Raw genomic sequence first — 19629 nt, 5'->3', positions numbered from 1 at the left:
ACCCCAGCCGAGCGCCTCGCTAAGCTCCTAGCCGTCACCGACTAGCCAACGTGTTGCAACGACCCCTTGAAACCGCCGCGTTAAGAAGGGGCCCTTCCTTACACCCAGGTCAGGCGCCGATGGCGTGGTAGCCGCCGTCGACGTGGACGATCTCGCCGGTGGTGGCCGGGAACCAGTCCGACAGCAGCGCGAGGCAGGCCCGGGCGGCCGGCTCCTGGTCGGTGAGGCTCCAGCCCAGCGGCGCCCGCTCGGTCCAGGCGTCCTCGAACTGGTCGAAGCCCGGGATCGACTTCGCGGCGATGGTGCGCAGCGGCCCGGCGGCGACGAGGTTGCTGCGGATGCCCTGCTTGCCCAGGTGCAGCGCCAGGTAGCGGGATGCGGACTCCAGGCCGGCCTTGGCCACGCCCATCCAGTCGTAGACCGGCCACGCCTTCGTCGCGTCGAAGGTCAGGCCGACCACCGCGCCGCCGGGCGACATCAGCGGCAGCGCCGCCATGGCCAGCGACTTGTACGAGAAGGTGGAGACGTGCAGGGCGGTCGCCACGTCCTCCCACGGCGCGTCGAGGAAACCGCCGCCGAGGCAGCTCTGCGGGGCGAAGCCGATCGAGTGCACCACGCCGTCGAGCCCGTCGACGTGCTCGCGGACCCGGTCGGCGAGGCTGGCCAGGTGCTCGGCGTTTGTCACGTCCACCTCGATGACCGGCGCCGGCTCGGGCAGCCGCTTGGCGATCCGCTCGACCAGGGATAGCCGTCCGAAGCCGGTCAGCACGACCTGCGCGCCGTTCTCCTGGGCGAGCTTCGCCACCGAGAAGGCGATCGAAGCGTCGGTGATGACGCCGCTGACGAGCAGCCGCTTACCGGCGAGCAGTCCGGACATGCAGGGTTCCTCCGTAATCAAAGGGGGTCAGTGGCCCATACCGAGGCCGCCGTCGACAGGGATCACGGCGCCGGAGACGTACCCGGCGCTGTCGGAGGCCAGCCAGGTCACCACGGCCGCCACCTCGTCCGGGGTGGCCATCCGGCCGGCCGGGATGGACTTGCGGATCTCCGCCTTGCGGTCCTCGGACAGGCCGGCGGTCATGTCCGTGTCGATGAAGCCGGGTGCCACCACGTTGGCGGTGATGTTGCGGCTGCCCAGCTCACGGGTGATCGAGCGGGCCACGCCGACCAGGCCGGCCTTGCTGGCGGCGTAGTTGACCTGCCCGGCGCCGCCGGAGAGACCGACCACCGATGAGATGAAGATCATGCGGCCCCACTTGGCCCGGAGCATCTTGCCGGAGGCCCGCTTGGCGACCCGGTACGAACCGGTGAGGTTGGTGTCCACCACGCCGGTGAACTGCTCCTCGGTCATCCGCAGCAGCAGCGTGTCGTCGGTGATGCCGGCGTTGGCGACAAGCACCTCGACCGGCCCCAGCTCGGCCTCGACGGCGGTGAACGCGGCGTCGACGGAGGCCGCGTCGGTGACGTCGGCGCGTACGCCGAACAGCCCGTCCGGCGCCTCGCCGCTGCGATGGGTGACCGCAACCCGGTCACCCTGCTTGGCGAAGGCCTGCGCGATGGCCAGGCCGATCCCCCGGTTGCCCCCGGTCACCAACACGGTACGGGCCACGGTTCCCCCTTGCTCAGCTGATCTCAGTCGGAGGCGAGCCTAGGCGTTACCGGCAGGTAAGCGCTAACGGGAGAGGCACCTGAGCGGCGCGAAGAGCAAGCCGGAGGTGCGCCGACGGAGGCCCCCAGGTGATGCCCTCCGGCTAGACGGTGTCACACCAAAGTACGACACAGGGATCGGACCCTGGTGGCACTCCTCGCGCGGGCTCGGACCGTAGCCTGCTGTGGTGAACCGGCAACCGGCCGCCGTGGCCCTGCGAGCCCTCCGGCAGACCCTGGTCGGCCCCGACACCTCGCCCGCCCGGCCGCTGCTGGCCCGCTGGCCGCGGCTCGCCCGGTACGCCGCCCCGGCCGGTCTGCTCGCCGCCCTCGGCCTCTTCTGGATCACGCTGGCCATCGAGAGCGAGTGGGGTCTGCCGACACCGGTAGCGGTGCTGTTCGCGGCGATGACAGTGGCGCCGCTGCTGGCGCTGCCCCGGCGTCCCCTGCTGGCCTGGCGACTGACGGTGCTGGCCCTGCTGGTGTGCACGTTCAACGCGCCGGCCGAACAGCCCGGTCCGTGGACGGCGCCGCTGGCGCTCGGGTCGATCGCGGTGGTCGCGGTGGTCGTCGCGCGGGTCGACAGACCGGTGCTGGCCTGGGTGGTGGCGATCACCTCGGTGCCGGTGCTCACCCTGGTACGTCCGGCTGACCGGGCCGCCGTCCTGGCGCTGCTCGGCGCGCTGGCGATCGTCGGTGACCTGATCAGGCGCAACCGGCTGTCCCGGCGGGAGTTGGCCGCGCAGACCGAGCTGAGCGAGCGGGAGCAGGAGCGCCGCGCGGTGCTTGAGGAGCGCACCCGGATCGCCCGGGAGTTGCACGACGTGGTGGCCCACCACATGTCACTGATCGCGGTGCAGGCCGAGACCGCCCCGTACCGGCTGACGGGCGTGCCGGCGCCGGCCGCCGCGGAGTTCGTCGCCATCGCCGCCTCGGCCCGCGACGCGCTTACCGACATGCGTCGGCTGCTGGGGGTGCTGCGCAGCGAGTCGAGCGACCCGCAGACCGCGCCCCAACCGGACCTCGCCGACCTGGGCGCGATGGTGGACGCGGCACGCCGCGCCGGCCTGCCGGTGACCCTGGACACCGGGTCGGTGGACGAGCAGCAGGTGCCCGCGCCGGTCGGGCTGGCCGCGTACCGCATCGTGCAGGAGGGCCTGGCCAACGCGGCCCGGCACGCGGTCGGCGCCGCGGTGCGGGTCACCGTCCGCGCCGAGCGGTCCACCCTGGCGGTACGCGTGCAGAACGCGCCACCGGACGACGCGGGTGTCCGGACGGGCGCCGAGGCGGTTCCCGGGCACGGGCTGACCGGCATGCGGGAACGGGCCACGTCGCTGGGCGGTACGTTCACCGCCGGGCCCCTGCCTGACGGGGGTTACGCGGTGGCGGCGCAGTTGCCGTACGACACGGAGGGCGGGAACCTGTGATCAAGGTGTTGATCGCCGACGACCAGGCGATGGTCCGCCAGGGTTTCGGCGCGCTGCTCGCCGCCCAGCCGGACCTGCTCGTGGTCGGTGACGCCGCCGACGGCGCGCAGGCCGTCACCGCCGCCCGCCAACTCGACCCCGACGTGGTGTTGATGGACGTGCGGATGCCGGTAATGGACGGGCTGGCCGCCACCCGCAAGCTGCTCGGCGACCGGTCGGCGCAGCGCCCCCGCGTGCTCATCCTCACGACCTTCGACCTGGACGACTACGTGTACGAGGCGCTGCGCGCCGGCGCCAGCGGATTCCTGCTCAAGGACGCCCCGGCGGCCGACCTGGTGCAGGCGGTGCGGGTGGTCGCGGCCGGCGACGCGCTGCTCGCCCCGGCGGTCACCCGTCGGCTGATCGCCGAGTTCGCGGCCCGCCCGGACCGCCGCCGCCCGCGCCCCACCGACCTGGCCGGGTTGACCCCTCGGGAGACCGAGGTGCTGCGGTTGATCGCCCGGGGCCGCAACAACGCGGAGATCGCTGCCGACCTGGTGGTGGCCGAGCAGACCGTGAAGACGCACATCGGGCGGATCCTGGCCAAGCTGGGTCTGCGCGACCGCGCCCAGGCAGTCGTGCTGGCGTACGAGACGGGTCTGGTCGCCGCCGGCGAGTAGCTCCCAGGGGGCAGTCCGGGAACGGCTCTCCGGGACGACGACCGCGCACCACCCGCCGTCGCACTCTCTCCCGCGGAAGACATTCCGCTAGGGGGGAACGTGATGCGACGACGAGGTGCCGACCGCCTGGCGCTGGCCTTGCTGCTCGGCGTGAACCTGGTGCTACCCGTCCGGGCCGAGCCGGTCGCGGCGGCCGGGTTCGTCGAGGCGTACCCGGTGACGGAGGCGGCGATGCGCGCGGCCGGCCCTCCGTACGCGGACTGGGTGGCCGGCGGGCGCCGGTTTCTGCTGTTCGATCCGCGCGGCGACGGCCGCGTCGTCGAGGTGCTCGGCGACCTGGCCGACGCGGACCGGATCGCGGTGCTGGTGCCCGGCGTGGGCAGTACCCTCGCGGACTTCGACAGTGGGTTGGGCGGTGTCGCACAGCGGGCGCCTGCGGCGCAGGCCGGGCAGCTCTATCGGCAGCTGCAGGCGATCGCCCCGGGGGCGCGGGTCGCGGTGCTGGCCTGGCTCGGCTACGACCCGCCCGACGGGGTGGTGACGGCCGCCGGGACAGCCGGCGCCCGGCGCGGCGCGGACGCGCTGGTCGCGTTGTTGCGGCAGTTGGCAGCGCGCCGACCGGCCGCAACGATCACAGTGGTCGGGCACAGCTACGGCGCGCTCGTGGTGTCGCTGGCGGCGGCCGGCGCACCGGCTCAGGTCACCGACGTGGTAAGCCTTGGCGGCGTCGGCGCCGGGGTGCAGCACGCCGACGACATGCGCGGTCGGCGGTTCTGGGCGGCCGAGGCACCGACCGACTGGATCCGCCGGGTGCCGCCGGTGCGGCTGCCGGGTCTCGGCTTCGGCCGCCGCCCGGGCGACCCCGCGTTCGGCGCCCGGGCGCTGCCGGTCGGTGGGGTGACCGGGCACGACGGGTATCTCACGCCGGGCAGCTCCACGCTGGCCGCCGTCGCGGCGGTCGTCCTGACCGCCGCCGACGCCGACCGGTTCGGGGACGCCCGATGAGCCGCGACCGCGCCGTCGACGCCCTGCGGGTGTACGCCATCTGCGGGGTGGTGCTGGGGCACTGGCTGGTCACCGGGCTGGTGCTTGCCGACGACGGTGGGCTGCACCAGGCCAGCCCGCTCACCGAGCTGCCCGTCCTGGCACCGGTGACCTGGGTGTTGCAGACGCTCGGACTCTTCTTCTTCGCCGCCGGATTCGGCTCGACCCGGTCGCTGGCCCGGCACCGGGGCGGCCCGGGCAACTGGTTGGCTCGGCGGCTACGCCGGCTGCTGCTGCCCACGGTGGCGCTGCTGGGAGTGGGCGCCGCCATGCTGCTCGCCGCCACAGTCATCGGCACCCCGGACGACACGCTCACCGTCGCGCTGCGGCTCGCGGTCAGCCCGTTGTGGTTCCTGCTGCCGCTGCTGGTGATGGTCGCGTCGACCGGCCCGCTGCGTGTCGCCGTACGCCGGTGGGGCCTGAGTCGCTGCCTCGTGCCGACGGTGGCCGTGGTGGCGGTGGCCGACCTGGCCGTACGGCTGCTGCCTGCCGAGGGCAGCCTGCCGCCGGTCACCGTGGTGGCGGCCTGGTCGGTGCCGTACCTGCTCGGCGTGGCGCACGCCGACGGACGCCTGGACGGGCGGCGGGCAGCCGGCACGCTGGCGGGCGTCGGTGTGCTCGCGCTGGCGACGCTGCTGGCGCTGGGCTACCCGGTGAGCGCGGTCGGGGTTCCCGGAGCGGACGTGTCGAACCTGAACCCGCCGTCGCTGTTTGCGGTGGCCCTGGCTGTCGCCCAGGTCGGGTTGGCGCTGCTCGCCCGGCCGGCGCTGGAACGACTGCTGACCCGGCCGGTGCCGCGCCGGACGGTGAGCAGGGCGAACCGTAACGCCGTCCGGATCTATCTGTGGCATCAGCCGGTGCTGGTGTCGGTGACGGCGCTCACCGCCCGCGCCGGGCTGCCCCTGCCGGGGCTGCACACCGCGCCGGACGACGCGGGCTGGGTGCTGGCCCGCTGCTGCTGGCTTCCGCTGCTGGCCACGGCGCTGGTAATCGTCGTGCGGACGGGTCGCCGCGACGGGCCGCACCAGCCGGCCGGTGGAGGGGTCGCGGACCGGTCGGCCGAGTGCGTCCTGTCGACACCTCAGGTGTACCATCATCGACGTTCCGGCCCGCCCGACCTACAGGAGGTGATCGCTGTGCGAGATAGCGATCCTCCCAGTCGTGGCCGGGCCGATGGTCAGCCCCGCTGAGCCACGACTCAGTCTGGTGAGCTGACCCCGCTTCGCTCCCCCACCACCCCGGTTGACGCCGGGGGTGCGTGTGCCGCGCGCCGTCCGATGACCGGACGGTTGCCGGGAGCTGCCCGGTCACGACTTCGTGTGCGCGTCCCCACCCCCTGCGGTCCGCCCTGCCCCGCGGATCGTCCTGCCGCCACCCGGAGCCATCCATGAGCCGCTACGTCGCCCCGCTGGGCTTCACCCTCGCCGCCGTCTGGGTGGCCGTCATCTTCGTCCTGGCCGGCGGAGGCCACTGAGCCGGCCGGCCAGCCCACCGAGCCCTGCCCGGCGGCGGCCACTGACCACCGCCGGCCCACCGGCTCAGAGCATCCGGGACGACCAGAGCAGGCTGAGCGAGCCGGCGCAGAGCGCCAGGAGCAGCGCCAGCCCGGCGTACCACTGGGTCACCTCGCGTGGCTCGGTACGGAAGCCGATCGAGCTGCCCATGTCCTGGTAGACCTGCTTCAGCTCGCTCACCGACGCCGCCTCGTAGAAGTAGCCCTCGGTGGTCTCGGCCAGTTCCGCCAGCGCGAGCCGGTCCACAGGCACCCGCTGGAGTTGCCCGCCGATGTCGACCTGGCCCGTGTCGGTGCCGAAGGCGATAGTGGACACCGGCACGTTTGCCGCCTGCGCGGCGGCCGCTGCCTCCTCCACCGATCGACCCGAGGTGCGGAACCCGTCGGAGAGCAGCACGATCCGTGCCGGTGGGATGCCGGCCGCGCCGTCGGCCGGCACCGACCGGATCGCCTCCAGGCAGGTGAACACCGCCTCACCGGTGGCGGTCGCCTCGGCCAGCACCAGCCCGTCGATCGCGGCGGTCACCGCGTCCCGGTCCTTGCCCGGCGGCACCAGCACGTTCGCCGCCTTGGCGAACGACACGAGGCCCAGGTTGTAGCTCTCCGGCAGCTCACCGACGAACTGCTTGGCGGCCTCCTGCGCGGCCTCCAGCCGGTTCGGCGCCACGTCGTCGGCCTGCATCGACAACGACACGTCGATGGCCAGCATCACTGTCGCCCGCTCCAACGGTTCCTTGCGGTCCACGGCGGGACGCGCCAGCGCGGTGGCGAGCACCAGCAGGCAGAGCAGGAACGCCGTCGCCGGGACGTGCCGACGCCAGCCCAGACCCTTCGGCGCCACAGTCCGCAGCAGGTCCACGTTCGTGAACCGCATCGCGTACGCCCGGCGGTGCAACTGCCGCCAGACGTAGAACGCGGCGAGGGCGAGCACCGGCAGCACGGCCAGCAGCCACCACGGTTGCAGAAAACGGATCATCGTGTCGTCCCCCGGGTGCGGGCGTGCCGCTGCGCGGCAACGAAACGCACCATGTCCAGCAGCCAGTCTCGGTCGGTACGCAGACGCAGATGGGCAGCGCCGGCGCCGCGCAGCGCCGCGGCGATCGCGGCGCGCTGGGCGGCGGCAGCCTCGGCGTACCGCTGCCGCAGGCGGGGGTCGGCGGTCTGCACCTCGTGCAGCTCACCGCTCTCCGGATCGACCACCGGCAACACCCCCACGTCGGGCAACTCCAGCTCGCGCGGGTCCACCACCTCGATCGCCAGCACATCGTGCCGCACCCGCAGCTTGCGCATCGGCCGGGCCCACTGCTCGGCCGGCGCGAGGAAGTCCGAGACCACCACGGCCACCCCACGTCGTCGGGGCGGCCGGTTGAGCATCTCGACGAGGGCGCCCAGATCGCCCCGGCCGGGCTGGATCGCGGTGCCGGCCACAGTACGCAGCAGGCCCTGCGCCTCCTTGCGGCCCGAGCGGGCCGGCAGCCGGGTGAGCACTCCCGGCCCAGTCGGCGGTGGGCCACCGCGCCAACGGCGGGTCGGGGCGGGCGCACCGCCGCCGGTGCCGATCACCGCGCCGATCCGGTTGCCGCCGCGCACGGTCAGGTGGGCGATGGCCGCCGCGGCGGCCACCACTACCTCACGTTTGAGCCACTGCCCGGTGCCGAAGTCCAGGCTCGCCGACAGGTCCAGCGCCAGCCACGTCTCCAACTCCCGGTCGGCGACCGTACGCCGCACGTGCGCTGTCGTGGTCCGGGCCGTGACCGGCCAGTCCATCCGGCGTACGTCGTCGCCGGGGCGGTACTCCCGCGACTCCCCCGCCTCGCTGCCCGGCCCCGGCAGCAGGCCGGCGTAGTCACCCTGGAGCAGACCGTCGAGCTTGCGGGTGACGAGCAGTTGGAGGCGGGACAGCACCGCTTCACTGCGGTCGCCGAGGGGGGCGGGACGAGGGGTGGGTGAGGTCACGGCCGCTGCCCGTGCCAGCCTGCACCCGGCGGCGCGACTGTGGGCGACGGGGTTGCCTGCTGCCGAGGTGCGACCGCCGGGAGCGGGATCGTCGACATGACCCGGTGCACGATGTGGTCGGCCGGCACGTCGTCGGCGAGCGCGTCGTAGCTGAGCACCAGCCGGTGCCGCAGGATGTCCGGGGCGATGTCCTGCACGTCCTGCGGGAGCGCGTAGTCCCGGCCGCGCAGCAGCGCCAGCGCGCGGGTGGCCCGGACCAGGCCCAGAGAGGCGCGCGGGCTGGCCCCGTACTGGATGAGCTGGGCGACGTCGGGCATGCCGTGCTCGGCCGGGGTACGGGTGGCCAGCACCAGCCGGACCGCGTAGTCGACGAGCGCGTTGTGCACGAATACCTGGTCCGCCTTGCGTTGCAGGGCGATCAGGTCGGGTGTGTCGAAGACCGCCGCCGGCTCCGGAGCGGCAACGCCCATCCGGTAGACGATCTCGCGCTCCTCGGCGTCGGTCGGATAGCCGACCACGATCTTCATGAGGAACCGGTCCCGCTGCGCCTCCGGCAGCGGGTAGACGCCCTCCTGCTCGATCGGGTTCTGGGTTGCCATCACCAGGAACGGTTCGGGCACCCGGTGGCTCTCCCCGCCGATGGACACCTGCCGCTCGCTCATCACCTCCAGCAGCGCCGACTGCACCTTGGCCGGCGCCCTGTTGATCTCGTCGGCGAGCAGGAAGTTGACGAAGACCGGGCCCAACTCGACGTCGAACTTCTCACTCGACTGCCGGTAGATCCGCGTACCCATGATGTCGGCCGGCACCAGGTCAGGGGTGAACTGCACACGCGCGAACGAGCCACCGACGACCTTGGCGAGGGTCTCCACGGCCAGGGTCTTCGCCACCCCGGGCACCCCTTCGAGCAGGCAGTGACCCCGGGCGAGCAGCGCCACGAACATCCGCTCCACCATCCGGTCCTGCCCGACGATCACCCGTTTGATCTCGAACAGCGCCTTCTCCAACAGGGTGGCGTCCTGCGCTGGCGTCGTCACCGGCGCGGGCGTCTCCGGTGCCGCCCCGTTCGGCGTCGGGGCATCGGGCGTGGTCGGCTGGGCCACCGGTCCTCCACAGCGTTTGTCGGTCGTCGCGGCTGGTGCGGTATCAAGACTCGCACGCCCAGCTGAGTGTGGTGGTGGGGAGAAGCCGATTTTCGCCACGCCGTCCCCGCCAACCGAATCGCCCGTCACGGGTGGACACCGACCCGCCCGTGGTGTGTACCATTCATCCCGTCGCCGGGCGGCTCCCCCCGTGGCCGCCCGGCGCTCAAACTTCCTCTCCGGCCGCCCTAGACTGACCGTGATGAGCATCCCCTCCCCCGCCGACGAGGCCCTTGTCTGCTCGGCCCGCGGCTGCCGTGCCACCGCCGTCTGGGCCCTGGAGTGGAACAATCCGCGCCTGCACGACGCCGAGCGACGCAAGACCTGGCTCGCCTGCGACGACCACCGGGGCAGTCTGGGCGACTTCCTGGACGCTCGCGGCTTCCTGCGTACCGTCACTCCGGTGCCCACATCACCTACCCTCGACATGTGATCAGCGCAGCGAGGAAACGATGAGGCACAGCAGCGTGACGTCGCGCGCCGTCCACGAACGACGTGGAACGGCAGCGCCGTACGCGCGGAACGGGTCCCGTCGGTGAGCCCGGAGGATCGCGCCGGCCCGCCGAACCCCACCTCCCCGTCCTGGCCGCCCACCCCGGCCGCCGCGCCGCCCGGCGTCCCACCGCCGCCCGGCGCGTTCCCGGCGCCGGGAACGCTCGGCCCGGAGCCCACACCGCCGGACGCGTCGTCGCCGGCACCGCTACCGCCGAACGCGCTACCTCCCTCCGGCGGGTACGACGCCAGCTCACGCCCACCCGACCTGCCGCCGCCCGGTCTCCTGCCGCCACCCGGTCTCCTGCCGCCACCGGGCGCCGACCCGCTGTCCACCTCCGCCGCGCCCGGCGGGCGGGGCCCGTTGGACCCGTGGCCGGATTCCGTCCAGTGGCAGCCGATCTCCACCGACCTGATCTGGGTGGAGCTGATCCGGCTGGCGATCGTGGTGGCCATCGGGCTGGCGGTCACGGCGTTCGGCTGGGCGCTGAGCGGCCACGGGCTGTTCGGGGTCGCCTTCGCCGCCGTGCTCGTGTTCGGCGCGTGGCGGGCCACGGCCATCATCCGCGCGGTCCGGGCCTGGGGGTACGCGGAACGCGACGACGACCTGCTGGTGCGGCACGGGCTACTGGTCCGACGGCTGTCCATCGTGCCGTACTCCCGGATGCAGTTCGTCGACGTGAGCGCCGGCCCGTTGGAGCGTGCGTTCAACCTGGCCACCGTGCAGTTGCACACGGCCGCCGCCGCGAGCGACGCCCGGGTGCCGGGGCTGCGCCCGGCGGAGGCGTCCCGCCTGCGCGACCGGCTCACCGCGCTCGGCGAGGACCGGGCGGAAGGGCTGTGACCGCCCGGCTGGGCACCCGTCGGCGATGCCGAGGGTCGGCCCGATGAGCGAGAGTCCCACCGAGCCGGGCACCCGCCCGTCCATGCCGTCCGGCGACGCGCCTCCCGCCGGTCCACCGCCTCAGTACCCCGCCGCGGGCCCCTACGGCGCTCCGCCGCCTGGCACGGGACCCTACGGCCCTCCGCCGCCAGGGACGGGACCCTACGGCCCGGTGCCGCCGGGCGCCGGACCCTACGGCCCTCCACCGCCAGGCGCGGGGCCCTACGGCGCGGTACCTCCGGGCGCTGTTCAGCAATGGCCGGGGCCGCCGGGTGGCGGCGAACCGCGCCAGCGGCTGCATCCGCTCAGTCCGGTGCTGCACGGTGCCAAGTCACTGGTCGTGGTGATCGCCGGGCTGTCCTGGTCGACGCTGTCCCGGGTGGGCTTCGGCTGGTTCGCCGCGATGGTGGTGGTGCTGGCGCTCGGTGCCACAGTGCTGTCGGTGGTCAGCTGGTACAACACCGGCTACCACGTGGTGGGCCGCGAACTGCGCGTGTACGAGGGGCTGCTCTGGCGGCGTACCCGGGCCATCCCGCTGGAACGGTTGCAGGCAGTGGAGGTGGTCCGGCCGCTGCTCGCCCAGCTCACCGGCCTGGCCGAACTGCGTCTGGAGGTGGTCGGCGGGGGCAAGACCGAGGCCCCGCTGGCGTACCTCGGGGTCGCCGACGCGGCCCGGCTGCGCGAACGGTTGCTGGCGCTGGCCGGACGGACGGCGCCGGACGTCGCGGCGCCGACGACGGCCGGTGGTGCGCCACCGCAGGCGCCCGCGCCGGGCCGGCCACTGCACGCGGTACGCAACAACGACCTGCTGGTCAGCCAGCTGCTCACCCCGCAGGCGTTCCTGCTTCCGTTCGGCCTGGCGTTCGTCGTGGTGCAGTTCGTCACCGCCGAGTCGTGGTCGTTCATCGCTGTGGCGAGCACGCTCACCGCGATGGCAGGTGTGCTGCTGCAACCGATCCGCCGGGTCCTCGACGACTGGAACTTCCGGCTGGCCCGCGACGGCGGCACGCTGCGGGTGCACAACGGGCTGCTGGAAACGCGGGCGCAGACCGTACCGCTGCACCGGGTGCAGACCGTGCGGGCCACCTGGCCGCTGCTCTGGCGGGTCAAGGGCTGGTTGCGGCTCCGCCTCGAGGTGGCCGGCTACTCCGTCGGCGAGGCCGACGACCGCAACCGTCCCGACCGGTTGCTGCCGGTCGGTGACCTGCCGACCGCGACGATGATCGTCGCCGAGGTCCTACCGGGTGTACGCCTCGACACGCTGACGCTGCACCGCCCGCCGTCCCGGGCGCGCTGGCTGCACCCGCTGGGCCGTGGCGCGCTCGGCGCGGGTCTGTTCGATCGGGTCTTCGCCACCCGGTCCGGGCTGCTCACCAGGCAGTTGGCGATCGTGCCGTACGCCCGGATCCAGAGCGTCCGGGTCGTGCAGGGGCCTGTGCAGCGCCTGCTGGGGTTGGCGACCGTACACGCGGACACGGCGGGCGGATCGGGAGCGGCGGCCGAGGACCGGGACCTGGCCGAGGCGTGGATCCTGGCGGCCGAACTGACCACCCGAGCGCAGTCCGCCCGCCGCTCCGCCTGATCCACTCCAGTGGTGATCATGCCCTGATCACCTCGGGTGCGGTCAGCGGTCGGCGGGTACCGCTGGTGCCGTGGCCGGACGTCCGGCGACGCTGTCGGGGCCGGTCGTCGACCCCGGCGGTTCCCCGCCCGGAGGTTCCGCGCCGGGAGGTTCCGCATCGGTGGGTTCCGCCCCGGCCTTCGGGTGCTTGGCCCGCCACGCCGCCCACGCGCGCTCGGCCAGGCCGACCACGAGGAAGGTCAGGCCGACGTACGCCCAGCCCACAAGTACGTCGATCACGTAGTGCTCACCCGAGTAGACAAGGGTGAAGGTCATCGCCAACGGGTACGCGAACAGCAGTGGCCACCAGCGGCGGCGGGTCGTGCCCAGGAAGAACACCACGACGAACAGCGCCCACGCGGTGTGCAGCGACGGCATGGCGGCGACCGGGTTCGAGGCGATCTGGCCGGCGTTGAGCAGGTTGCCGGCACCGTGCATGCCGAACGCCTTCCAACCCCTTGTGGAGATCCGGAGCACCTCGGTGAGCAGGCCGTGCTGCGCGGCCCACCACGGTGGGGCGGCCGGGTAGACGAAGTAGGTCACCAGGCCTGCGGCGCAGAGGAACCCCCAGCGCCGCATGTACGCGGCCCAGCGGTGCCTGTCGCGCAGCCAGAGCACCGCGGCGGCGGCAAGCGCCACCACGAAGTGCGAGAAGTACACCCAGCTCGCCGCGATGTCCCACCACTGCACCTGCGGGCGGTACAGGTGCTCCTGCAACCAGATGGTCGGCACCTCGCCGCCGGTCGCCCAGCCGAACATGAACCGGTCGGCGACGATCAGCTCCATGGCGTGCGGGGTGGCCCCGTTGTCGGCGAACCCGCGCGACAGGTTGTACGCGGCCAGCAGCAGTACCACCGGCACCCAGTCCCGGGCGAAGCGCAGGTGGCTGCGCCACGGTCGGTCGCTGTTCCAGGCGATGGTCCCGGCCCAGATCCACACGAAGGCGTACGCCGGGTCGGTGGGCAGCCCGATTCCGAGCCAGGCGGCGACGAATGCGACAGCCCAGATCGTCATGGCGACGACGCGCCGACGGCCCCCGTCCGGGGACGCGGGCGGGTCGGTCCGGGCGGGGGGTTGGGGGTCAGTCACGACGGCCATCGCGGTCAAGGTTAACGACGGTGGTGGCATCGACCGACGGCGACCACCCGGCGGAGCCGTACCCAGGTGGATGGCGGTCGGTGGCGGGATCCTCGGGCGTGTGCTCGGCGGGCACGGCGAGCACCTAGGCTGACGACCATGCAGGAGCAGCCCGAGCCGGCCTTCGCGCCGGGTCTGACCGCCCAGGTCGAGTTGACGGTCACCGACGCGGACACCGCCCAGGCGGTGGGTTCCGGGGACGTACCGGTGCTGGGTACACCACGGGTGCTCGCGCTCGCCGAGGCGGCGACCGTCGCGGCCACGGCGACCGGGATGCCGTCCGGGTCGACGACGGTGGGCACCCGTGTCGAGTTGGAGCACCTGGCGCCGACGGTGGTGGGCCGGACGGTCCGGGCGCAGGCGGTGCTGGCTGCCGTCGACGGTCGCCGGCTGTCGTTCGAGGTCACCGTCAGCGACGACACGCAGACCGTGGCGCGGGGCCGCGTGGACCGGATCATGGTGGATCGGCAGCGTTTCGTCGACCGCGCCGGGCGGACGTCGTGAGCCGCGGCTTCGTCGAGGTCGCCGACCGGGTCCACGTGTTGCGTGAGCCGCTGCTGCGGATCAACGTCACGCTCGTCGTCGGCGACGACGAGGCGCTCCTGGTGGACACTCTCTCCTCGGCCGCGCAGGCCACCGGGCTGGCCGCCGCCGTCCGGGCGGTCACCGCCCGTCCGCTGACCCTTGTCAACACCCATCACCACTACGACCACTGCTTCGGCAACGCCGTGCTCGCCGGGGACCCACAGCGACCGGTGTACGCGCATGAGCGCGCCGCCGAGGCTCTGCGCGACGAGCCGGAGCGGCTGCGCCGCGAGGCGTACGAGGAGGTGCGCGCGGAGCACCCGGCGCTCGCCGCCGAACTGGCCGACACCGCGCTGCTCGCCCCGACGCACACCGTGCACACCGAGACGACGCTCGACCTGGGTGGCCGGCGGGTGCTGCTGCGGCATCCGGGGCGGGGGCACACCGACGCGGATCTCGTGGTGCACGTGCCCGACGCGGACGTGCTGGTGGCCGGTGATCTGGTGGAGCAGAGTGGTCCGCCCGCCTTCGAGGACGCGTACCCCTTGCAGTGGCCGGACGCTGTCGCGGACCTGCTGCGGCTCACGACCCCGGCCACGGTGGTGGTGCCGGGTCACGGCGACCCGGTGGATCCCGCTTTCGTCCGCGCCCAGCACGCCGAGCTGGTGCGGTTGGCGTGGCTGATCCGGGCCGCGCACACCGGCGGCGCGCCGCCGGAGCGGGTGGCCGCCGAGGCGCCCTTCGGGGCCCGCGCGGCCCTGACCGCGGCCCGCCGAGGCTACCGCGAGCTCGACGGCGCGGCCTGACCGCCGACTCCTGCCGATCTTGCAGTTTCTGCCCGGGTAAAAGCCGCAGACCGGGATCAAGCCGCGACCGAAAGTGCAAGATCGACGCAGGACAGGGGACGGGGAGCACGGCGCGGGGTCAGGGCTTGTAGCGGTTCTGGACTTCGGGGCGGGTGGGCATGGCGGTGGCCGCGCCGGGTGACTCGCAGACCAGGCCGGCCACCCGCAGCGCGAACGCCACCCGCTCGACCCAGCCGTCCGGGTGCTCGGGCTCTCCGGCGGCGAGCAGGTCGGCGATCAGCGCGGCCACCACCGAGTCGTCGGCGCCGCTGGTGTCGACGACGTTGGGTGTCGGCACCCGCACCGGGTCGGCGTCGGCGGCGGCCAGCACCGCGCCGGCCGCGCCGAGGGTCACGACCACCGTGGCGGCGCCCAGTTCCCGCAGGTACGCGGCGACGCCCTCGACCGGTTCGCCCGGGTAGAGCAGGTCCGCGTCGGCGCTGCTCAGCTTGACCAGGTGCGCACCGGCGGCGAACTCGGCGACTACCTCGCGCAGCCCATCCAGCGCGGCCGGGCCGTCCAGGAGCCAGGGCCGCACGTTCGGGTCGAGGACCCGCAGACCGGTGGCGAGCGACCAGGCCCGCCGGGCGGCGGCGAGGGTGCCCGGTCCCAGCAGCACTGCCGAGCCGCAGCAGAGCACGTCGGCGCCCTCCAGCAGCGCCCGGTCCAGGTCGTCGGCGGCGAGCAGCGCGTACGAGGGCGGCTGACCGTAGTGACGGACGTCGGATCGCGGGCCGTCGAGGGTGACCACCGCAAGCGGGGTCGGCGCCGGTGCCGTGACCACGCCGGTCAGCCCGACGTCGGCTGCGGTGAGGAAGGCGCGGATCCGGTCCGCGAGCAGGTCGTCGCCGAGTGAGCCGACGAACTCCGCTCGGCCGCCGAGCCGAGCCACCCCGACTGCGACGTTGAGCGGGCTGCCGCCGATCGCCTGCCGGTAGACCCGTTCCCCGTCGCGTTCGGTGTCGACCAGGTCGACGAGCGCCTCGCCGAGCACCACCGCGTACCCCATCCTCGTCCCTTCCTGATCGACACCGGCCGCCGACGTGACGGCCGGCGTGGCATCAGGCTGGCACAGCGCGCGGGCCGATGAGCGGCGAAGACGCAGGACCGGTCGATCCGGTTTGTGGATCGGTACGGCGGCAGCCGCGGAGGCGCCGTGCCGTCGGGCTGCCCGTGCGTCGATTCCATACATCGAGGAACGACTATTGCGCGGCGGACGGTTGCGTGATGGGATGACGCGTACCAGGTGGTGCGAGGGGCTGTCGCGCCGCCGGTTGCCGGGTTGTGTGACGCGAGGGCACCGGTCCCAGGACAGGACCGTTGATGGCGCGTGCCCGCCGGCCGATCCCCTCCGCCGGGCGCATCGCCATCACCGTGATCGTCGCCTCGGCTCAGTGCAGCGATGCGACAAAGACCACATCCCAGGCGGGGCGGCTCGGGCAGCACGCCTCGCGAGTCAGGAGAACCCGTGAACCGTTCCCGTACGGCTGCGTTGCTCACCGCGGCCGTGACCCTCGCGTTGGGCGCCGTCGCCCTGGCGACCACTCCGGAGCCGGCCGCCGCGCACGGCGCGGCCATGACCCCGGGCAGCCGCACCTACCTGTGCTGGCAGGACGGCCTCAGCCAGACCGGTGAGATCAGGCCGAACAACCCCGCGTGTTCCGCTGCCGTGGCACAGAGCGGGGCGAACTCGCTCTACAACTGGTTCAGCGTGCTGCGCTCGGACGCCGGTGGTCGGACCACCGGTTTCATTCCGGACGGGCAGCTGTGCAGTGGCGGCAACACCGGTTTCCGGGGTTTCGACCTGCCCCGCACCGACTGGCCGTTGACCCACCTGACGGCCGGTGCGCGGCTGGACTTCCGGTACAGCAACTGGGCGCACCACCCGGGCACCTTCTACTTCTACGTGACGAAGGACAGCTGGAGCCCGACCCGGGCGCTGGCCTGGAGTGACCTTGAGGAGCAGCCGTTCCTCCAGGTGACCAACCCGCCGCAGCGCGGCAGCGTCGGCACCAACGAGGGCCACTACTACTTCAGCGGCAACCTGCCCTCGGGCAAGAGCGGCCGGCACATCATCTACTCCCGCTGGGTGCGTTCGGACTCGCAGGAGAACTTCTTCGGCTGCTCCGACGTGACCTTCGACGGTGGCAACGGCCAGGTGACGGGTGTGGGTCCGGGCGGTACGCCGCCTCCCACCACCCCGCCGCCCACCACGCCTCCGCCGACCACGCCCCCGCCGACCACGCCTCCGCCCACGACGCCGCCGCCGACCACGCCCCCGCCGACCACGCCGGCGCCGGGTGGCGACTGCATGGCCGTCTACAAGGTCGTCAGCGCCTGGCAGGGCGGCTTCCAGGGCGAAGTCATGATCATGAACCACAGCAGTAGGGCGTACAACGGCTGGACCGCGAGCTGGACCTGGCCCAACGGGCAGTCCATCAGCCAGATCTGGGGTGCCACACAGACCTCGTCCGGCTCGTCGGTGACGGCCACGAACGTCGCGTACAACGCCACTGTCGCACCGGAGGGCACCACGACCTTCGGCTTCCTGGCCAGCACCAACGGCACCAACGGTCTACCGACGGTCAGCTGCACAGGCCGCTGACCCCCTGAAACGACCAAGAGGTTTGCGTCACCGGAACTGCTCCGGCTGGCGCAAACCTCTTGGTCGACAGGGGTCGGGTCAGCGCACCATGGACCCGACGACGGGCTTGGTGAGCAGGGCGGACTGGTTGCGCTGGATGCCCGGGTCGAGGGTCTTGGCCACGAAGATCGCGTGCCAGATGCAGAAGATCAACACCGTCCACACCTTGCGGGAGTGGTCGGCCTCCTCCCGCTTGTGCTCGTCGAGCAGCCGCAGCGCGTACGACAGGTCGAGCAGATCACCCGCGCCGGAGGTGCTCAGCACGTGCCGCGCCCACTCGTACATCTCACCGCGCAGCCACACCCGGGTCGGGGTCGGGAAACCCAACTTCTTGCGGTTGACGATGGCCGGCGGCACGACGCCCTGCAACGCCTGACGCATCGCGTACTTGGTGGCGTCCGAGCGCGGCGGCAGCTTGAGGTCCACCGGGATCTTCGCGGCGACGTCGAAGACCTCACGGTCGAGGAACGGCACCCGCACCTCCAGCGAGTGCGACATCGAGATCCGGTCGGCCTTGACAAGGATGTCGCCGCGCAGCCAGGTGTAGAGGTCGACGTACTGCATCTTGGTGACGTCGTCCAGCTCGGTGCACTCGGCGTAGATCGGCGCGGTCACGTCGGTGTAGCGCACCGAGGGGTCGTAGCGGCGCAGCAGGTGCTGCTTCTCCTCCTCGGTGAACATCCGGGCGTTGCCGTAGTAGCGCTCCTCGATCGGGGTGGTGCCGCGCTCCAGGAAGCTCTTGCCCTTGACCCCCTGCGGGATCGCCTTGGAGACCGCGCGCAGCCCCTTCTGCACACCGCCGGGCAGGCCGTTGACGGTGCCGAGCGACAGCGGCTCGCGGTAGATCGTGTAACCGCCGAAGAACTCGTCGGCGCCCTCACCCGAGAGCACCACTGTGACGTGCTCGGCGGCCTTCTTCGCCACGAAGTACAGCGGCACCAGCGCCGGGTCCGCCACCGGGTCGTCGAGGTGCCAGACGATCTTCGGCAGCGCGTCGATCATGTCCTGCGGACCGATCTTGGTGGGGATGGTGGTGACGTCCAGGTGCCGGGCCGACTCCTGCGCGACGTCGATCTCCGAATATCCCGGTACGTCGTATCCGACGGTGAAGGTGAGGATGTTCGGGTTGAACTCGCGGGCCAGCGCCACCACAGCTGTGGAGTCGATGCCGCTGGACAGGAACGAGCCGACAGGCACATCCGAGCGCATGTGCATGCGGACGCTCTCGCGCAGCGTCTCCCGGATCTCGTGGTAGAGCTTCTGCTCGTCGTCGACGGGCGCGGGCCGGAACACCGGCCGGTACCACCGGCGTACGTCGATCCGCGCGCCAGGCGTCCAGGTCAGGTACTCCCCCGAGCCGATCCGGTTGATGCCCTTGTGCAAGGTGCCGGGCTCGGGGACGTACTGAAGGGTCAGGTAGTGGCTGAGGTTGGCCGTGTCGACGCCCGCGTCGCCCTGGTAGGCGCTGTGCGCGAACGGCAGCAGCGCCTTCTTCTCCGACGCCAGGTAGAGCCCGTCGGCGGTCTCCAGGTAGTGCAGGGGCTTGATGCCGAAGTAGTCACGGGCGCCGAACGCACGCCGCTCCTGCCGGTCCCAGATGACGAAGGCGAACATGCCACGCAGCCGGGTGAGCACCTGCTCGCCCCAGTAGTGGTAGCCGGCGACGATCACCTCGCCGTCTCCGGCGGTGGCGAACTGGGCGCCGAAGTTCCGGATCAGCTCCTCGCGCAGCTCGATGTAGTTGTAGATCTCACCGTTGAAGGTGAGCAGGTAACGACCGTTCGCATACGGCAGCGGCTCGTGACTCGACGCTACGTCGATGATGGCGAGCCGCTTGTGGGCGAACACTCCGTCCGCGTACCGGCCGGAGGCATCGCCGACCACCTCGACCCCTGTCTCGTCGGGGCCGCGGTGGTGCAGGCATTCCAAGGCTCCGGCGATGTGGTCGCGGTGCGCGGCGGCGTTGCCGTTCGCGCTGAAGAAGGCCAGAAGTCCGCACATGGTGGTCATCTTCCCACGCGCTCTGCCGGCCCGTAGCAGCCGTCCGTCGATCCGGAGCGCTCCCGCGCGGCACCACCGCGAGCCGGGCGCGCG

Annotated in this window: 18 protein-coding genes; 10 read left to right on the top strand and 8 right to left on the bottom strand. The window is 72.6% G+C overall.

Annotated elements, in window-relative coordinates; translation table 11 throughout:
* Window positions 1-109 precede the first annotated feature (109 nt).
* Both fabI and fabG read right to left on the bottom strand, forming a co-directional pair.
* Complete coding sequence (gene fabI / locus ACPXB1_RS29840; protein WP_053652562.1) at window positions 110-877, bottom strand: enoyl-ACP reductase FabI; 768 nt, start codon at window positions 875-877, stop codon at window positions 110-112.
* Between the two features lie 27 nt (window positions 878-904).
* On the bottom strand, window positions 905-1609 hold the full coding sequence (gene fabG, locus ACPXB1_RS29835; protein WP_167943372.1) for a 3-oxoacyl-ACP reductase FabG: 705 nt from the start codon (window positions 1607-1609) through the stop codon (window positions 905-907).
* Window positions 1610-1835: 226 nt separating this feature from the next.
* On the opposite strand from fabG, the gene ACPXB1_RS29830 reads away from it, so the two are divergent.
* The 4 genes from ACPXB1_RS29830 (at window position 1836) to ACPXB1_RS29815 (ending at window position 5967) form a co-directional block, all read left to right on the top strand.
* Complete coding sequence (locus ACPXB1_RS29830; RefSeq protein WP_425736107.1) at window positions 1836-3074, top strand: sensor histidine kinase; 1239 nt, start codon at window positions 1836-1838, stop codon at window positions 3072-3074.
* Entirely contained in the window at window positions 3071-3733 is a 663-nt protein-coding gene (locus tag ACPXB1_RS29825) for a response regulator transcription factor (protein WP_355594474.1), read from the top strand. The genes ACPXB1_RS29830 and ACPXB1_RS29825 overlap by 4 nt, the downstream gene beginning before the upstream one ends.
* Window positions 3734-3835: 102 nt before the next feature.
* Window positions 3836-4738 (top strand): alpha/beta hydrolase, encoded by a 903-nt coding sequence (locus tag ACPXB1_RS29820; RefSeq protein ID WP_355594550.1) that lies wholly within the window; start codon window positions 3836-3838, stop codon window positions 4736-4738.
* Window positions 4735-5967, top strand: coding sequence for an acyltransferase family protein (locus ACPXB1_RS29815; protein WP_355594472.1), 1233 nt, complete (start codon window positions 4735-4737; stop codon window positions 5965-5967). The genes ACPXB1_RS29820 and ACPXB1_RS29815 overlap by 4 nt, the downstream gene beginning before the upstream one ends.
* Window positions 5968-6315: 348 nt before the next feature.
* Here ACPXB1_RS29815 and ACPXB1_RS29810 read toward each other — a convergent pair whose 3' ends face one another.
* The 3 genes from ACPXB1_RS29810 to ACPXB1_RS29800 are packed head-to-tail and all read right to left on the bottom strand — an operon-like array spanning window position 6316 to window position 9349.
* Window positions 6316-7266 (bottom strand): VWA domain-containing protein, encoded by a 951-nt coding sequence (locus ACPXB1_RS29810; RefSeq protein ID WP_355594470.1) that lies wholly within the window; start codon window positions 7264-7266, stop codon window positions 6316-6318.
* Window positions 7263-8264 (bottom strand): DUF58 domain-containing protein, encoded by a 1002-nt coding sequence (locus tag ACPXB1_RS29805; RefSeq protein WP_355594548.1) that lies wholly within the window; start codon window positions 8262-8264, stop codon window positions 7263-7265. The genes ACPXB1_RS29810 and ACPXB1_RS29805 overlap by 4 nt, the downstream gene beginning before the upstream one ends.
* Window positions 8243-9349, bottom strand: coding sequence for an AAA family ATPase (locus ACPXB1_RS29800; protein ID WP_355594468.1), 1107 nt, complete (start codon window positions 9347-9349; stop codon window positions 8243-8245). The genes ACPXB1_RS29805 and ACPXB1_RS29800 overlap by 22 nt, the downstream gene beginning before the upstream one ends.
* Window positions 9350-9590: 241 nt before the next feature.
* Here ACPXB1_RS29800 and ACPXB1_RS29795 point away from each other — a divergent pair, with 241 nt between their 5' ends.
* The 3 genes from ACPXB1_RS29795 to ACPXB1_RS29785 all read left to right on the top strand — a co-directional run bounded on the left by ACPXB1_RS29795 (window position 9591) and on the right by ACPXB1_RS29785 (window position 12345).
* Window positions 9591-9821 carry a hypothetical protein gene (locus ACPXB1_RS29795; protein ID WP_355594466.1) on the top strand — a complete coding sequence of 77 codons (231 nt, stop codon included), beginning with the start codon at window positions 9591-9593 and terminating at the stop codon, window positions 9819-9821.
* A gap of 363 nt (window positions 9822-10184) precedes the next feature.
* Window positions 10185-10724, top strand: coding sequence for a PH domain-containing protein (locus ACPXB1_RS29790; RefSeq protein WP_355594546.1), 540 nt, complete (start codon window positions 10185-10187; stop codon window positions 10722-10724).
* 82 nt (window positions 10725-10806) lie between these two features.
* Window positions 10807-12345 (top strand): PH domain-containing protein, encoded by a 1539-nt coding sequence (locus ACPXB1_RS29785; RefSeq protein ID WP_425736108.1) that lies wholly within the window; start codon window positions 10807-10809, stop codon window positions 12343-12345.
* Window positions 12346-12387: 42 nt separating this feature from the next.
* On the opposite strand, the gene ACPXB1_RS29780 is transcribed toward ACPXB1_RS29785, so the two are convergent.
* On the bottom strand, window positions 12388-13482 hold the full coding sequence (locus ACPXB1_RS29780) for a phosphatase PAP2 family protein (protein ID WP_425736106.1): 1095 nt from the start codon (window positions 13480-13482) through the stop codon (window positions 12388-12390).
* A 138-nt stretch (window positions 13483-13620) separates the two neighbouring features.
* On the opposite strand from ACPXB1_RS29780, the gene ACPXB1_RS29775 reads away from it, so the two are divergent.
* Window positions 13621-14025 (top strand): thioesterase family protein, encoded by a 405-nt coding sequence (locus tag ACPXB1_RS29775; protein WP_355594460.1) that lies wholly within the window; start codon window positions 13621-13623, stop codon window positions 14023-14025.
* Window positions 14022-14852: an MBL fold metallo-hydrolase gene (locus tag ACPXB1_RS29770; protein WP_355594458.1), complete on the top strand. Its 831-nt coding sequence runs from the start codon at window positions 14022-14024 to the stop codon at window positions 14850-14852. The genes ACPXB1_RS29775 and ACPXB1_RS29770 overlap by 4 nt, the downstream gene beginning before the upstream one ends.
* A gap of 118 nt (window positions 14853-14970) precedes the next feature.
* Here ACPXB1_RS29770 and ACPXB1_RS29765 read toward each other — a convergent pair whose 3' ends face one another.
* Window positions 14971-15900, bottom strand: a complete 930-nt coding sequence (locus tag ACPXB1_RS29765) for a PfkB family carbohydrate kinase (RefSeq protein ID WP_425736105.1) — start codon at window positions 15898-15900, stop codon at window positions 14971-14973.
* 459 nt (window positions 15901-16359) lie between these two features.
* Here ACPXB1_RS29765 and ACPXB1_RS29760 point away from each other — a divergent pair, with 459 nt between their 5' ends.
* Window positions 16360-17496 carry a lytic polysaccharide monooxygenase auxiliary activity family 9 protein gene (locus ACPXB1_RS29760; RefSeq protein ID WP_425736104.1) on the top strand — a complete coding sequence of 379 codons (1137 nt, stop codon included), beginning with the start codon at window positions 16360-16362 and terminating at the stop codon, window positions 17494-17496.
* Between the two features lie 78 nt (window positions 17497-17574).
* On the opposite strand, the gene asnB is transcribed toward ACPXB1_RS29760, so the two are convergent.
* A complete protein-coding gene (gene asnB / locus ACPXB1_RS29755) occupies window positions 17575-19536 on the bottom strand; it encodes an asparagine synthase (glutamine-hydrolyzing) (RefSeq protein WP_355594452.1) in 1962 nt (653 codons plus the stop codon).
* Window positions 19537-19629: the final 93 nt, after the last annotated feature.

It is taken from the genome of Micromonospora sp. DT68 (assembly GCF_049847245.1).
Taxonomy (GTDB): domain Bacteria; phylum Actinomycetota; class Actinomycetes; order Mycobacteriales; family Micromonosporaceae; genus Micromonospora; species Micromonospora profundi.
The sequence above is the reverse complement of the archived record's forward strand: the minus strand, read 5'-3'. Positions and strand labels throughout refer to the sequence as shown.